Source organism: Mesorhizobium sp. P2_E6, from assembly GCF_056403835.1.
The window spans coordinates 216668-230194 of the sequence record NZ_JBFUEQ010000002.1; the positions used below are offsets into that span (position 1 = coordinate 216668).

General features: G+C 62.5%; 16 protein-coding genes. 3 read left to right on the forward strand and 13 right to left on the reverse strand.

Features of this window, described 5'->3' with window-relative positions; genetic code table 11:
* The first annotated feature begins 24 nt into the window (after positions 1–24).
* A complete protein-coding gene (locus AC1D08_RS05695; protein ID WP_457153620.1) occupies positions 25–504 on the forward strand; it encodes a DUF2938 domain-containing protein in 480 nt (159 codons plus the stop codon).
* A gap of 7 nt (positions 505–511) precedes the next feature.
* On the opposite strand, the gene AC1D08_RS05700 is transcribed toward AC1D08_RS05695, so the two are convergent.
* The 13 genes from AC1D08_RS05700 to coxB form a co-directional block, all read right to left on the reverse strand.
* Positions 512–1105, reverse strand: coding sequence for a histidine phosphatase family protein (locus AC1D08_RS05700; RefSeq protein ID WP_457153619.1), 594 nt, complete (start codon positions 1103–1105; stop codon positions 512–514).
* Positions 1106–1147: 42 nt separating this feature from the next.
* Entirely contained in the window at positions 1148–1678 is a 531-nt protein-coding gene (rnhA, locus tag AC1D08_RS05705) for a ribonuclease HI (protein ID WP_477226033.1), read from the reverse strand.
* 11 nt (positions 1679–1689) lie between these two features.
* Positions 1690–2652, reverse strand: coding sequence for a homoserine kinase (locus AC1D08_RS05710; protein WP_457154416.1), 963 nt, complete (start codon positions 2650–2652; stop codon positions 1690–1692).
* 5 nt (positions 2653–2657) lie between these two features.
* Positions 2658–3668 carry a 4-hydroxy-3-methylbut-2-enyl diphosphate reductase gene (gene ispH / locus AC1D08_RS05715; protein ID WP_457154415.1) on the reverse strand — a complete coding sequence of 337 codons (1011 nt, stop codon included), beginning with the start codon at positions 3666–3668 and terminating at the stop codon, positions 2658–2660.
* Between the two features lie 79 nt (positions 3669–3747).
* A complete protein-coding gene (locus AC1D08_RS05720) occupies positions 3748–4503 on the reverse strand; it encodes an SURF1 family protein (protein ID WP_457154414.1) in 756 nt (251 codons plus the stop codon).
* Positions 4500–4886 (reverse strand): DUF983 domain-containing protein, encoded by a 387-nt coding sequence (locus AC1D08_RS05725; RefSeq protein ID WP_095091936.1) that lies wholly within the window; start codon positions 4884–4886, stop codon positions 4500–4502. The genes AC1D08_RS05720 and AC1D08_RS05725 overlap by 4 nt, the downstream gene beginning before the upstream one ends.
* Positions 4887–4889: 3 nt before the next feature.
* A complete protein-coding gene (locus AC1D08_RS05730; RefSeq protein WP_457154413.1) occupies positions 4890–5381 on the reverse strand; it encodes a L,D-transpeptidase family protein in 492 nt (163 codons plus the stop codon).
* Between the two features lie 134 nt (positions 5382–5515).
* Entirely contained in the window at positions 5516–6397 is an 882-nt protein-coding gene (locus AC1D08_RS05735; RefSeq protein ID WP_477422727.1) for a cytochrome c oxidase subunit 3, read from the reverse strand.
* 1 nt (position 6398) lies between these two features.
* A complete protein-coding gene (locus AC1D08_RS05740; protein ID WP_095091934.1) occupies positions 6399–7022 on the reverse strand; it encodes a cytochrome c oxidase assembly protein in 624 nt (207 codons plus the stop codon).
* Positions 7023–7029: 7 nt separating this feature from the next.
* Positions 7030–7188, reverse strand: coding sequence for a hypothetical protein (locus AC1D08_RS05745; protein WP_095091991.1), 159 nt, complete (start codon positions 7186–7188; stop codon positions 7030–7032).
* A gap of 2 nt (positions 7189–7190) precedes the next feature.
* A complete protein-coding gene (locus AC1D08_RS05750) occupies positions 7191–8135 on the reverse strand; it encodes a heme o synthase (protein WP_457154103.1) in 945 nt (314 codons plus the stop codon).
* Positions 8136–8212: 77 nt separating this feature from the next.
* Positions 8213–9865 (reverse strand): cytochrome c oxidase subunit I, encoded by a 1653-nt coding sequence (gene ctaD, locus AC1D08_RS05755; protein WP_095091932.1) that lies wholly within the window; start codon positions 9863–9865, stop codon positions 8213–8215.
* A gap of 38 nt (positions 9866–9903) precedes the next feature.
* Complete coding sequence (gene coxB, locus AC1D08_RS05760) at positions 9904–10770, reverse strand: cytochrome c oxidase subunit II (RefSeq protein ID WP_477422729.1); 867 nt, start codon at positions 10768–10770, stop codon at positions 9904–9906.
* Positions 10771–11145: 375 nt separating this feature from the next.
* Between coxB and AC1D08_RS05765 the strand changes: the two genes are divergently transcribed.
* Positions 11146–11733 carry an invasion associated locus B family protein gene (locus AC1D08_RS05765; RefSeq protein ID WP_457153670.1) on the forward strand — a complete coding sequence of 196 codons (588 nt, stop codon included), beginning with the start codon at positions 11146–11148 and terminating at the stop codon, positions 11731–11733.
* 258 nt (positions 11734–11991) lie between these two features.
* Positions 11992–13404 carry a metalloprotease TldD gene (gene tldD, locus AC1D08_RS05770; RefSeq protein ID WP_457153669.1) on the forward strand — a complete coding sequence of 471 codons (1413 nt, stop codon included), beginning with the start codon at positions 11992–11994 and terminating at the stop codon, positions 13402–13404.
* Positions 13405–13527 lie beyond the last annotated feature (123 nt).

Consider the following 13527-nt stretch of genomic DNA (forward strand, 5'->3'; position numbering starts at 1 on the left):
ACAGCTTTGGGGGGGACCGCGACGATGTCTGACATCTTCTGGCGCAGTATCGCGATCGGCATCGGCGCCACGGCGCTGATGGACATCTGGGCGATTTTCCTGAACACGGTGTTTGCCCAGCCACGACCGAACTGGGGCCTGGTCGGCCGCTGGGTGTGGCATCTCAGGGAAGGCAAGGTCTTCCACGACGATATCGGCGATGCAAAGCCGTACGCGCAGGAAGTGGCGCTGGGCTGGGCCTTTCATTATTTTGTCGGCATCGTCTACGGCATCATCCTGGTCGCGCTGGCGGGAACGGCATGGCTGGCGGCGCCGACCTTCCTGCCGGCCTTCATCCTCGGCATCGTCACCGTCGGTGCCGGCTGGTTCCTGTTGGCGCCTGGCATGGGTGCCGGCTGGGCCGCCTCGAAACGGCCCAAACCGATGCAGATCCGCGCCCTCAACCTGGTATCGCACACGGTGTTCGCGCTCGGGCTTTACGGCACGGCGCTGCTGATCCGCTGAAGCGAAGTTAATCGTCGCGACGCTGCGCCGGTGCGTCGATCGGCTGCCATCCGTGGACAAGGCGGCGTGCGCCGAGATCGTAGGCGAAGTGGTTGCCGCCGCCCGCCGGTTGATCCGCTTCGCGGCTGATCTGCCGACCGCTGAGGGCGAGCAGCAGCAGCGTTCCGACGCCGCCATGGCCGACGAAGGCAATGTCGCCCGCGTCGGCGGCGCCAAGCACGGCGTCGACCTCGCTCACGATGCGATGCTGGGCATCGATGGCCCGCTCCCATCCGCGAATGCTGTCATGAGGGTTGGCGAAGAACTGGTCCGCGACCGCTTCGAACTCCGGCGGCGGTAAAAACCCCGTCGCCGATCGGTCGTTCTCATGCATCCTTTCCCTCACCTCGATGGCAAGGCCGAGATGTGTTGCGAGGATTTCGGCGGTTTCCAGCGCCTTGCGTTCAGCCGACGACACGATGCGCCGGATCGAGCCGATCCAGGGCTGGTCGAGCATTGCAACCGCTCTCGCTCGTCCGATGTCGGACAACCCCCATTCCGGCACGGGAATGTTGGCATCGACCTGAACCTGGGGATGGGTGACATAATACAGGATCGGCATGATCGAAGATCCCTGCCTGAGAGTGCTGACCTGCTCCTGAGTTCAATAACTCTGGGTCGAGCGCCGCGCCTTCGCTGCTACCGGCTGTTTTGCCTGCGCAACTGGCTTCGGCGCAGCAGCGGGCTTGACCGGGCCTTTCTTGAACGGCGCCATGCCCTCGCGCGCGAGTTCGTCGGCGCGCTCGTTCTCGGCATGGCCGGCGTGGCCCTTGACCCAGTTCCAGGTCACCTTGTGACGCCTGTTGGCCTCATCCAGCGCCTGCCAGAGCTCACCGTTCTTGACCGGCTTCTTGTCGGCCGTCTTCCAGCCGTTCTTCTTCCAGCCGTGGATCCACTTGGAAATGCCGTCCATGACATATTTGCTGTCGGTGTGAAGGTCGACCGTGCAGGGTTCCTTCAACGCATTCAGCGCCGAGATGGCGGCGAGAAGCTCCATGCGGTTGTTGGTGGTCTCCGCCTCGCCGCCGGAAAGCTCCCTGGTGGTGCCGTTGAAGCGCAGGATCGCGCCCCAGCCGCCAGGGCCGGGATTGCCCGAACAGGCGCCGTCGGTGAAGATCTCAACGTGTTTGCTCATGATACCCCATATCAGGCCAATCCATATTCCGAAGGAGACCTGATCGCCCGATGGAATCGCATCCTGCGGATATATTCGGTCGGATCGCGTTTCATCACCAGCCCGCCATTGGGAACGGTCAACCAGTCGTAGAGCCGGGTCAGCATGAAGCGTAGCGCCGAGCCGCGCGCCAGCATCGGCAGCGCCGCCTTTTCCTGGTCGCTCAGGGGACGCACGCTCTGATAGCCGGCCAGCAATGCCTTGCCCTTGGTCAGGTTGAAGGAAAAATCCTTCTCGAAGCACCAGGCGTTGAGGCAGGTGGCGACATCGTAGGCGTAGAGGTCGTCGCAGGCGAAATAGAAGTCGATCAGGCCGGAAAGCTTCTCGCCGAGAAAGAAGACATTGTCCGGGAAAAGATCGGCATGGATGATGCCTTGGGGAAGGTCCGTCGGCCAGTTCCGCTCGAAGTCGGCGAAGTCGGCATCGACCTCGGCAGCCAGACCCGGCTCAACCTCGTCGGCGCGGTCACGGGCGGCATTCCAAAGCTTGCGCCAGCCGTCGATGGCGAGCGCGTTCTGACGCGTCATCGAAAAGTCGGCTCCGGCCAGATGCAAGGCGGCCAGGGCCTTGCCGACCTCGCCGCAGTGCGTCGATGTCGGCCGCCGCAGCGAAAGCCCTTCGAGGAACGTGATGATGACCGCCGGCCGGCCGGCGAGCGTGCCGATGACGCTGCCGTCATGCGCGGTCACCGGCAGCGGGCAGGAAACGCCTTTTTTGGCGAGATGGCCCATCAACCCGAGGAAAAACGGCAGATCCGCCTTCTCGACGCGCTTTTCATAGAGCGTCAGGATGTACGAGCCGCTGGAGGTGTGCAGCAGGAAGTTCGAGTTCTCGGTGCCTTCGGCGATGCCCTTGTAAGACAGGAGATCGCCGACCGGATATTGCTTCAGGAATGCGCCGAGTTCGCCTTCGGCAACGTCGGTATAGACCGCCATGTGCCTTACGCGGCTCCATTGACGAAAGCCATGTCGGCTCGCGTCAGTTCGACATCGCGCAGTACCCGCATGACCGGAAAATCCTCCGTTTCCGTGGCCGTGACGGCCAGGTCGATCGTGACGTCGAAGCGCTGGCGGAACGCGTCGATGATCTCGTCGACGATGATCTCCGGCGCCGACGCTCCAGCCGACAGGCCAAGCGTCGAGATGCCGGCGATGTCATTCCACGGAATCTCGGCGGCGCGCTGCACGAGAAGCGACATCGAGGCGCCGGCACGCTCCGCCACTTCGACTAGGCGTCGCGAATTGGAGGAATTGGGTGCGCCGACGATCAGGTAAAGATCAGCGCCGGCCGCGGTCTCCTTGACCGCCTCCTGGCGGTTGGTGGTGGCATAGCAGATCGATTCCGCCGCCGGGGCATGCAATTGCGGAAAACGATCCTGCAAGGCGCGGATGATGCCGGCGGTGTCTTCGACCGACAGCGTGGTCTGGGTAACGAAGCCAAGCGCCTGCGGATCGGCAGGCGAAAGCTTCGCGGCATCGGCCTCGGTCTCGATCAGCGTCACCGCGCCGTCCGGCAGCTGGCCCATGGTGCCGATCACCTCCGGGTGTCCGGCATGACCGATCAGCAGCACATGGCGGCCAAGCCGCTGGTGGCGCATCGCCTGCTTGTGGACCTTCGAGACCAGCGGGCACGTGGCGTCGAGATAGAAGAGGTTGCGGGCCTGCGCGTCAGCCGGCACCGATTTCGGCACGCCGTGGGCCGAGAACACGACCGGCGACTGCCGATGTTCGGCGGGAATCTCGGAGAGTTCTTCGATGAAGACAGCGCCAAGGCTTTGCAGTCCCTCGACGACGTAACGATTGTGCACAATCTCATGACGGACATAGACCGGCGCGCCATATTTCTTCAGCGCCAGGACGACGATCTGGATGGCGCGGTCGACGCCGGCGCAAAAGCCGCGCGGCTGGCAGAGCCGGATCGTCAGGGGGGGCTTGGTGGTTGTCTGAAGCATTAAATCCTGGCCGGTTGATCAAAGCCGAAATGAGGTGCCTACCCCTGCCCTGTCAAGTGCAAGGGGGCGGCGGTCGCCTTCATTCCTCTTTCAAGGGGCGGCGAAGCCGCAGGATGAGCACGGCGGCGAGTGCGGCGGCGAGGCCATACCAGGTCATCGCATATTGCAGATGGCTGTTCGGCAGGTCGATGATGGTGACGCCGCCGACCGGCAAGCCGCCCGGATTCGGCGTCTTGTCGGCGTCGATGAAGATCGGCACCAGCGTGGCGCCCGCCGGCAGCCCGGCGCTCGCCGCCATCGCGTCGCGGTCCTTCCAGTAGAAGATGTTCTTCGCCACGTCGTTGTCGGGAAGCATCATCGACGGCTTTGCCGGCAGCGGATTGCGGGCGAGGCCGGTGACCGTCACCTTGCCCGTCACCTGCCCCTTGGCGCGCTTGCCGGCATCCTTGAGATCGTAGGGTACAAAGCCGCGATTGATCAGCACGAAGCGGCCATCGTCGAGGGCCAGCGGCGTGTAGACATTGAAGCCGGCGTCGCCTTCCCAGGTGGCATAGAAATGCCGTTCGCCGGAATGCAGGAAGGTGCCGCTGACGGTCACCGGCGTATAGTCGACGTCCCCGGTCGAGGCGAATTCCCTTTCGACCTCGGCGAGCGGCTGCGGCGCCGAGTGCGTACGCTGATCGATGGTCTGCAGCAGACCTTCCTTCCAGTGCAGACGCTGGACCTGCCAGGTGCCGAGCGCCAGCAGGATCAAAAACAGCACCAGGCCAAGGCCAAGCAGCAACGCCGTCCTTGGCCGCGAGCGGCCGCCAACTCTAACGGATGCCTCGCTCATTCGCCGCGATCCAGCCGGCCCTCGGCCGCCTTGTTGCGGTATTGCAGTGTGAGCAGCACGCCCTTGATCAGCCGAAGCGCCGTCAGGCACAGCGCAACAGCCAGCGGAATCCAGAGCAGCAGATGCAGCCAGAGCGGCGGGCTGAGCGTCACTTCGACCCAGAGCGCCAGGCCGACGATGATGAAACCGATGATCAGGATGACGAAGACCGCCGGTCCGTCGCCGGCATCGGCGTAGGAATAGTCGAGGCCGCAATTGGTGCAGCGCTTGCCAACGGTGAGGAAGCCGGAAAACAGCTGCCCCTCGCCGCAGCGGGGGCAGCGGCCGTGCAAGCCGGCCGAGATTGGATCGATGGGCGGCCAGATCGCCTTGTCGTCGCTCATTGCTTACCGCTCGATCTCGATCGGCGTCCCATCGGCCACCATTGCCCAGATTTCGTCCATGTCGGAGTCCGTAACCGCAATGCAGCCGTCGGTCCAGTCGACCAATTGAAGCAGCCAGCCCCACCAGCCGAAACCGTTTGGCTGGCCGTGGATCATGATCATGCCTCCCGCATCGACATGGCGTACCTTCGCGGCGGCCAGATCGTCGGCATTGGGATAGGAGATATGGATCGACTTGTGGGCGATGCTGTTCGGGTTGCGCCAGTCGAGGACATAGCGCCCTTCCGGTGTGCGTTGATCGCCCTCCTGGTGCTTGTGCCCAAGCGGATCGCCGCCGAGCGCGATGCTGTAGCTTCGCAGGACCTTGCCGCCGCCAATCAACTCCAATCGCCGGTCCGACTTGTCGACACGCACCAGATCGACTTTCTCGCCAGCAAGGGCCGGCGCTGTGGCAATCATGCACGCGTAAATGGCACAGAGACGAGTTAGCCGCATCGGCCATCGATCGGCGATCTTTGCGCCGAAATGAAGAAGGCGGCCACGTCGCCGCGACCGCCTTCTCTAAATCCCTGGAGCCTGTTCCATCCCGATGAATCGGGATGGGGGCCTCTGTTTTGCTCAGGTCGAAATCAGTGGGCTTCGATCACCGCGCCGGCCGATCCCCAGACATAGATCGCTGAGAACAGGAACAGCCAGACAACGTCGACGAAGTGCCAATACCAGGCGGCCGCCTCGAAGCCGAAATGCTGCTTGGGGGTGAAATCACCCTTCATCGCCCTGAGCAGGCAGACCAAGAGGAAGACGGTGCCGATGATGACGTGGAAGCCATGGAAGCCGGTCGCCATGAAGAAGGTTGCGCCGTAGATGGAATCCTTGAAGGCGAACGGAGCATGAATGTACTCGTAGGCCTGCACCATGGTGAACAGCATGCCGAGGCCGACGGTTAGCACCAGGCCGTTGATCAGCCCCTTGCGATCGCCATGGATGAGCGAATGGTGCGCCCAGGTGACCGTGGTGCCCGACAGCAGCAGGATGATGGTGTTGTAGAGCGGCAGGTGGAAGGGATCGAGAACCTCCATGCCCTTCGGCGGCCAGACACCGCCGGTAAACGCGGTGCGGGCGTATTGCTGCACCTCGCCCGGAAACAGGCTGGCATCGAAGTAGGCCCAGAACCAGGCGACGAAGAACATCACCTCGGAGGCGATGAACATGATCATGCCGTATCGCAGGTGCAGCGACACGACACGCGTATGATGGCCCTCATGCGCTTCCTTGATCGTGTCCGACCACCAGGCGAACATGGTGTAAAGGACGATCGCCAGGCCGATGAAGAACAGCCACGGATTGGCGATGTTGAAGCCGAAGATCGGGAAGTCGCCGGCCTTGAGATACTGCATCAGGCAGACACCGCCGATTGCGGTCACCAGCGCGCCGATGGACCCCAGGAACGGCCATGGGCTCGGGTCGACGAGATGGTAGTCATGGTGTGGTTTTGCGTGCGCGTCTGCCATATCAACCCCCGAGATTTGCTTCGGTATTCGAAATTGTCTTGCTGCTGCCTTGGACCGGCACTGATGACGCGACCGGCTTGCTCTTCTCGACCGGGAACATCGTATAGGACAGGGTGATTGTCTTCACGTCCTTCAGTTCCGGTACATTCACGATATCGGGATCCACATAGAACACGACCGGCATGTCCAGCGTCTCGCCGGGCTTCAAAGTCGTATCGGTGAAGCAGAAACACTCGACCTTGTTGAAGTAGGGCCCCGCCAGTTCCGGCTGCACATTGAAGGTGGCGCGGCCGGTAACGGGGCGATCGAACTTGTTGGTGGCCTGATAGTGCGCCTGCACGGTCTCGCCGATCTTCATCGTCATCGAACGATCGACCGGCTGAAAATCCCAGGGCACGCCGGCGATGTTGGCGTCGAAACGGACAACGATGTCGCGGTCGAGCACCCGGTTCGCGTATTGCTGCGTGGCGCGCCGCGTGGTGCCGCCATAGCCCGTCGCCTGGCAGAACATCTTGTAGAGCGGCACTGCGGCATAGGCCATGCCGATCATGCCGCCGAAGAAGGCAAGGCAGACAAACGCGACGACGCGGTTGGTGTTCTTCCTGCTGGCGGTCACCTGGCTCATCGTGTTCTCACATCGAGCCGGGGTGATGACCGAATTTCACGATCGTCGCGATGTAGAAAATGATCACCAGCACCGCCAGCGCCAAGCCTATGGCGACAGAACGATTGCGTCTGGCTTTCCTCTGCCGCTCGGTCAGCGTGACCAGCTCGAGTTTTTCTTCGATCATGGTCATGCTCCACCCATGGCAAGCGCGCGCTCGACGACGCTGTCGGCGAGATAGGCAGCGAAGATGGCGAAGAGATAGAGCAACGAATAGGCAAACAAGGCCTTGGCCGGCTTCATCACGCGGTCATCGTCGGTCATGCCAAGCACTTTCCACGCGTACCAGACAAAACCCAACCCAAGCAGCACGGCGGCCACGCCATAGACCGGCGTGGTGTAGCCCAGGATCCATGGCAGCACGCCGACCGGCGCCAGCAGCAGCGCATAGGCGAAGATCTGGCGGCGGGTCGAAGCCTGGCCGGCGACGTTCGGCATCATCGGAATGCCGGCGCGGGCATAGTCTTCGGACTTGAACAGCGCCAGCGCCCAGAAATGCGGCGGCGTCCACAGGAAGATGATCAGGAACAGGACAAAGCTTTCCAGGCTGACGCTTCCGGTCACCGCGGCCCAGCCGATAACAGGCGGAATGGCACCGGCGGCGCCGCCGATGACGATGTTCTGCGGCGTCCAGCGCTTGAGCCACATCGTATAGACGACGGCATAGAAGAAGATGGTGAAGGCCAAAAGCGTCGCCGACAGCCAGTTGACCAGCACGCCCAGCGTCATCACCGACAGAACCGACAGAACCAGCCCGAAACTCAGCGCTTCGCCCGGCCGGATGCGGCCGGCCGGCACCGGACGAGATGCGGTGCGCGTCATCACCGCGTCGATGTCGGCATCGTACCACATGTTGAGCGCGCCGGAGGCCCCGGCGCCGATGGCGATCGACAGGATGGCGATCACCGCCAGCAACGGATTGATGGTCACAGGAGCCGCGACCAATCCGACGAAGGCGGTGAACACCACCAGCGACATGACGCGCGGCTTCAGCAGGGCGAAGAAATCGCCCGCCGTCGCTTCCGACATGCGGAAGCCCGCTTCGTCAATGCTGGTTTCGTCGACTAGGGCCATGCGTACTCAAATCCATCGTTCCGTTTGGCCAAAACCGCCGGCAGGCCGGCGGTTTTGATTCCATGGAGGCTGCCGACTTACTTGATCTTCGGCAGCTGCTCCCACTGGTGGAAGGGCGGCGGCGAAGGCAGCTGCCATTCCAGTGTCGTGGCGCCTTCGCCCCACGGATTGGCACCGGCGACCCGCTTCTTCTGGAAAGCCTCGAACACGCCGTAGAGGAAGATCGCCACGCCAACGGCCGAGATATACGAGCCGTAGGACGACACCATGTTCCAGCCGGCAAACGCGTCGGGATAGTCGATTGTGCGGCGCGGCATGCCGGCAAGACCGAGGAAATGCTGCGGGAAGAAGATCAGGTTGACGCCGACGAAGGTGACCCAGAAATGGGTGTTGGCGATGGCGAAGGAATACATGTAGCCGGTCATCTTCGGGAACCAGTAGTACCAGCCGGCGAAGATGGCGAAGACCGCGCCCAGCGAGAGCACGTAGTGGAAGTGCGCGATCACGAAATAGGTGTCGTGCAGCGAGCGGTCGAGACCCGCATTGGCCAGCTGGACGCCGGTGACGCCGCCGATCGTGAACAGGAAGATGAAGCCCAGAGCCCACAGCATCGGCGGCTTCAGCGAAATCGATCCGCCCCACATCGTGGCGATCCAGGAGAAGATCTTCACGCCGGTCGGCACCGCGATGACCATCGTGGCGAAGACGAAATAGCGCTGCGTGTCGAGCGACAGGCCGGTCGTGTACATGTGGTGGGCCCAGACGATGAAGCCGACCGCGCCGATGGCGACCATCGCGTAAGCCATGCCGAGGTAACCGAACACCGGCTTCTTCGAGAAGGTCGACACGATGTGGCTGATGATACCGAAGCCCGGCAGGATCAGGATGTAGACCTCAGGGTGACCGAAGAACCAGAACAGGTGCTGGAACAGGATCGGATCGCCGCCGCCGTCGGGCGCGAAGAAGGTCGTGCCGAAGTTGCGGTCGGTCAGGAGCATAGTGATGCCGCCGGCAAGCACCGGGAGTGACAACAGCAGCAGGAAAGCGGTGACCAGCACCGACCAGGCGAACAGCGGCATCTTGTGCATCGTCATGCCGGGCGCACGCATGTTGAAGATGGTGGTGATGAAGTTGATGGCGCCAAGGATCGACGAGGCACCGGCAATGTGGATCGACAGGATCGCCAGATCCATCGCCGGCCCGGGCTGGCCCGAAGTCGACAGCGGCGGATAAAGCGTCCAGCCGCCACCGACGCCAAAGGCGCCAGGCGCGCTCGGCATGAAGGCCGAGGCGATCAGAAGCAGGAAGGCCGGCGGCAGCAGCCAGAACGAGATGTTGTTCATGCGCGGGAAGGCCATGTCAGGTGCACCGATCATGATCGGCACCATCCAGTTGGCAAAACCGCCGATCAGGGCCGGCATGACCATGAAGAAGATCATGATCAGCGCGTGCGCGGTGGCGAAGGCGTTGTACATGCTCTTGCCGCCGTCGATCGCGGCGTCACCGTTCATGCCGTAGACCATTTGCGCGAGGCCGCTGAAAATCTGGATCCCCGGCTCCTGCAGCTCCATGCGGATGGCGACCGACAAGGCACCGCCGACGATGCCGGCGAAGATCGCGAAGATCAGATAGAGTGTGCCGATGTCCTTGTGGTTGGTGGAATACACCCACCGGACCCAGCCGTGATACGGCTTGTGGTCGTGGTCGTCGTGAGCTGCAGCGTCTGCCATGTTCCGCTCCGTTCCCTGATCTTTTATTGGCCGCGGCATCAGTTGCCGGCGGCCGCTACCTTGTTCTGGCCGTCGACCTCAGCCATCAGCGCCTTGTTGGCCCCGGGCAGGTTGGTCTTGGCTTCCGCCAGCCAGCTTTTGAATTGCGCATCGGAGACGACGCGGATGGCGATCGGCATGAAAGCATGATCCTTGCCGCAGAGCTGCGAGCACTGGCCGTAGTAGAGGCCTTCTTTGTTGGCCTTGAACCAGGTCTCGTTGGTGCGGCCGGGAACCGCGTCCATCTTGATGCCGAACGACGGCATGGCGAAGGAGTGGATCACGTCCGTTGCGGTCACCAGGACGCGGGTCATGGTGTTGACCGGCACAACCATCTCGTTGTCGACGGCGAGCAGGCGCGGATAGATCTTGCGATCTTCCTTGCCAGCAGCTGCCCGGTCGGCTTCCTGCAGGATCGCGGAGTTGAAGGAAATCGTGTTCTCGGTCTGGTATTCGTAGTCCCAGTTCCACTGGTTGCCGGTCGCCTTGACGGTCAGCTTTGCGTCTTCCGGCGGCGTGTATTGCGCGGTCAGCAGCTGGAACGAAGGAATGGCGATGCAGAGCAGGATGACGACCGGGCCGACGGTCCAGATCACCTCGATCAGCGTGTTGTGGCTGGTCTTGGATGGAACCGGGTTCACGCTCGCGCGGAATTTGAAGATGCAATACGCAAGCAGGCACAGCACCAATATGGTGATCGGGACGATGAACCACATCGTGTAGTTCCCGAACCACTCGATCTGCCGCATCATATCGGTCGCCGGCGCCTGGAAGCCGGTCTCCCAGTCCCTGGGCTGATCGGCATGGGCGGATGCGCCGGCGAAAAACGTGGCAGCGGCACTTGCGCCTGCTAGGAATTTTCTCATCGCCCTCATCGTCTCCCAGTTCCTCGAGGCTGTGCCCACGAGAATATCGAACAATGCCGGGACGGGAATCCCGACAGTCTCAAGGTGGTTCAAACCATACTCTTTTTCCCTCCGCAAGAAAGGAGCGGGCGAAACCGTGCGGCATTTTTGCGCGCAAGCCCGGATGTGCCTTTCAAGGCAACGGCAACGGTCCCGAATCGCATATGATCGACCATGGCCACATTCCTGCGGGCCGGGCGTGCCGACCGTCGCAATTCGGGCGAAATTGGCTAGGAAAAGCGCCGTATTGGCTGTTTCGGGGCAGACCGGTTGCGGTCTCGTCCTTTACTTGGCTTTGGCGCGGCTTAAAGTGCCGTGATTCGCAATGGAGCCGTCATGAACTCTTGGCTTTCGAGACTTGCGCTTTCGAGAATCTTGGCGCTTTCGAGAATCTTGGCGAAGGTCATCTTTCTCGCCGCGTTGTCCGCAATCGGCCCGTCCGTTATCGGCCAGCCCGTTGTCGGCTTGTCCAGCCAGGCCAATGCCGCGCAGCCGAGCGGCACCGTCCGCTCGACGCATGGCGCGTGGTCGATCATCTGCGACACGCCGGCCGGCGCCACCTCCGAGCAATGCGTGATGATGCAGAACGTCGTCGCCGAGGACCGTCCAGAGATGGGGCTGTCGGTGGTCGTGCTGCGTACAGCCGACAACAAGGCGGAGATCCTGCGCGTGCTGGCGCCGCTCGGCGTGCTTTTGCCCAACGGGCTCGGCCTCAACGTCGACGGCAAGGATATCGGCCGCGCCTATTTCGTGCGCTGCTTCCAGGATGGCTGCTATGCGGAAGTCATTCTCGAAAAGCCGCTGCTCGATACGCTGAAGACCGGCACGTCGGCCACCTTCATCGTCTTCCAGACCCCGGAAGAGGGCATCGGCATCCCCGTCGACCTCAAGGGTTTCGCGGACGGTTTCGCCGCCCTGCCCTGAGACCTCGGCGTTTGCGAAGAATCCAACTTCAAGATGGATGTCAGCTTTCTTCGCGGCGTCACCAAGTCCAACCTTGAGGAACAGTTCTCGAACTGGGATTCAATGACCGGCGACATCAAGGACTTCGTCAACCAAAAGTGACGTCGACGATTTGTCGGCGATCGCATTTGTCTTCACAATGCAGCGGGGCGATTGTCTCCGGGCGCCTTCGCGCCTACATCGTGGCAAAGAAGCATTCCTCCTGTGAACGGACGCGCCATGAACAGCCTGATCGGCCAATTCGACATTTCAGACGATCGCATCAAGCAGATCGTCGCTGAGACCATCAATGGCGCCGACGACGGCGAACTGTTTCTCGAATACAGCGAGAGCGAAGCGCTGATGTTTGACAACGGCCGGCTGAAGACAGCCAACTTCAACACCGACCAGGGGTTTGGCCTGCGCGCCGTCGCCGGCGAAGCCAGCGGCTATGCCCATTCCAGCGACCTTTCCGAGGCCTCGCTGCTGCGCGCCGCCGACGCTGTTTCAACCGTCAAGGGCGGCTATTCTGGCACGCTGGCCGCGGCGCCGGCCCGCACCAACCGCCATCTCTATGGTGAAGAGAATCCGATCCCCTCCCCCTCTTTCGAGGTCAAGGCAAAGCTGCTGCGGGAAATCGACGCCTGGCTGCGCGCCGAGGATCCTCGCGTGCGCCAGGTTTCAGCCTCGCTGTCCTCATCCTGGCAACATGTCGAGATCGTGCGCGCCGATGGCCAGGTTGTGCGCGACATCCGCCCGCAGGTCCGAGTCCACGTTTCTGTCGTCGTCGGCGATGGCGACCGCCAGGAGAGCGGCTCCTACGGCATGGGCGGACGCAAGGCCTTCGGCGACTTCCTTGTCGAGGACAGCTGGAAGCACGCCGCCAAGGAGGCGCTGAGGCAAGCGCTGGTCAATCTCGAGGCCATACCGGCGCCGGCTGGCACCTTCGACATCGTGCTGTCCAGCGGCTGGCCGGGCGTCATGCTGCACGAGGCCGTCGGCCATGGGCTCGAAGGTGACTTCAACCGCAAGAAGACCTCAGCCTTCGCCGGCCTGATGGGCCAGCAGGTCGCCGCCAAGGGGGTGACCGTCGTCGACGACGGCACCATGCCGGAGCGGCGCGGGTCGCTCACCGTCGACGATGAAGGAACCCCGACGGCCCGCAACGTGCTGATCGAGGACGGCAGACTGGTTGGCTACATGCAGGATCGCCAGAACGCACGGCTGATGGGCATGACTGCGACAGGCAACGGCCGGCGCGAAGGCTACGCCCACCAGCCGATGCCGCGCATGACCAACACCTTCATGACGGCGGGCGACATGGAGCCGGACGAAATCATCGCCTCGGTCAAGAACGGTATCTATGCCGTCTCCTTCGGCGGCGGTCAGGTCGACATCACCTCGGGCAAGTTCGTGTTCGGCTGCACCGAGGCCTACATGATCGAGAACGGCAAGGTGACGCAGCCGATCAAGGGCGCGATGCTGATCGGCAATGGGCCGGACGCCATGCACCGTGTTTCCATGATCGGCAACGACATGCAGCTCGATACCGGCATCGGCATGTGCGGCAAGGGCGGACAGGGCGTCCCGGTCGGCGTCGGCCAACCGCATCTCCGAATGAACCAGATGACGGTGGGCGGCACGCGGGTTTGAATGATCGGCATATCCCAGAAACATCGCCATCCAAGCGGTGTTTTCCGGGGTGCAGCCGACCATGCCCCAGAGCCAAGATCTTCATCCTGACAGGCGCCGGCATTTCGGCGGAATCGGGTGCCG

What these genes read in the sequence shown, in the direction of transcription:
- AC1D08_RS05700 (WP_457153619.1), bottom strand. Translation starts at nt 1,105, where the DNA reads ATGCCGATCCTGTATTATGTCACCCATCCCCAGGTTCAGGTCGATGCC.
- AC1D08_RS05720 (WP_457154414.1), bottom strand. Translation starts at nt 4,503, where the DNA reads ATGAGCGAGGCATCCGTTAGAGTTGGCGGCCGCTCGCGGCCAAGGACG.
- AC1D08_RS05730 (WP_457154413.1), bottom strand. Translation starts at nt 5,381, where the DNA reads ATGCGGCTAACTCGTCTCTGTGCCATTTACGCGTGCATGATTGCCACA.
- AC1D08_RS05750 (WP_457154103.1), bottom strand. Translation starts at nt 8,135, where the DNA reads ATGGCCCTAGTCGACGAAACCAGCATTGACGAAGCGGGCTTCCGCATG.
- AC1D08_RS05765 (WP_457153670.1), top strand. Translation starts at nt 11,146, where the DNA reads ATGAACTCTTGGCTTTCGAGACTTGCGCTTTCGAGAATCTTGGCGCTT.
- AC1D08_RS05725 (WP_095091936.1), bottom strand. Translation starts at nt 4,886, where the DNA reads ATGAGCGACGACAAGGCGATCTGGCCGCCCATCGATCCAATCTCGGCC.
- AC1D08_RS05740 (WP_095091934.1), bottom strand. Translation starts at nt 7,022, where the DNA reads ATGAGCCAGGTGACCGCCAGCAGGAAGAACACCAACCGCGTCGTCGCG.
- rnhA (WP_477226033.1), bottom strand. Translation starts at nt 1,678, where the DNA reads ATGAGCAAACACGTTGAGATCTTCACCGACGGCGCCTGTTCGGGCAAT.
- AC1D08_RS05745 (WP_095091991.1), bottom strand. Translation starts at nt 7,188, where the DNA reads ATGATCGAAGAAAAACTCGAGCTGGTCACGCTGACCGAGCGGCAGAGG.
- coxB (WP_477422729.1), bottom strand. Translation starts at nt 10,770, where the DNA reads ATGAGAAAATTCCTAGCAGGCGCAAGTGCCGCTGCCACGTTTTTCGCC.
- tldD (WP_457153669.1), top strand. Translation starts at nt 11,992, where the DNA reads ATGAACAGCCTGATCGGCCAATTCGACATTTCAGACGATCGCATCAAG.
- AC1D08_RS05695 (WP_457153620.1), top strand. Translation starts at nt 25, where the DNA reads ATGTCTGACATCTTCTGGCGCAGTATCGCGATCGGCATCGGCGCCACG.
- ispH (WP_457154415.1), bottom strand. Translation starts at nt 3,668, where the DNA reads ATGCTTCAGACAACCACCAAGCCCCCCCTGACGATCCGGCTCTGCCAG.
- ctaD (WP_095091932.1), bottom strand. Translation starts at nt 9,865, where the DNA reads ATGGCAGACGCTGCAGCTCACGACGACCACGACCACAAGCCGTATCAC.
- AC1D08_RS05735 (WP_477422727.1), bottom strand. Translation starts at nt 6,397, where the DNA reads ATGGCAGACGCGCACGCAAAACCACACCATGACTACCATCTCGTCGAC.
- AC1D08_RS05710 (WP_457154416.1), bottom strand. Translation starts at nt 2,652, where the DNA reads ATGGCGGTCTATACCGACGTTGCCGAAGGCGAACTCGGCGCATTCCTG.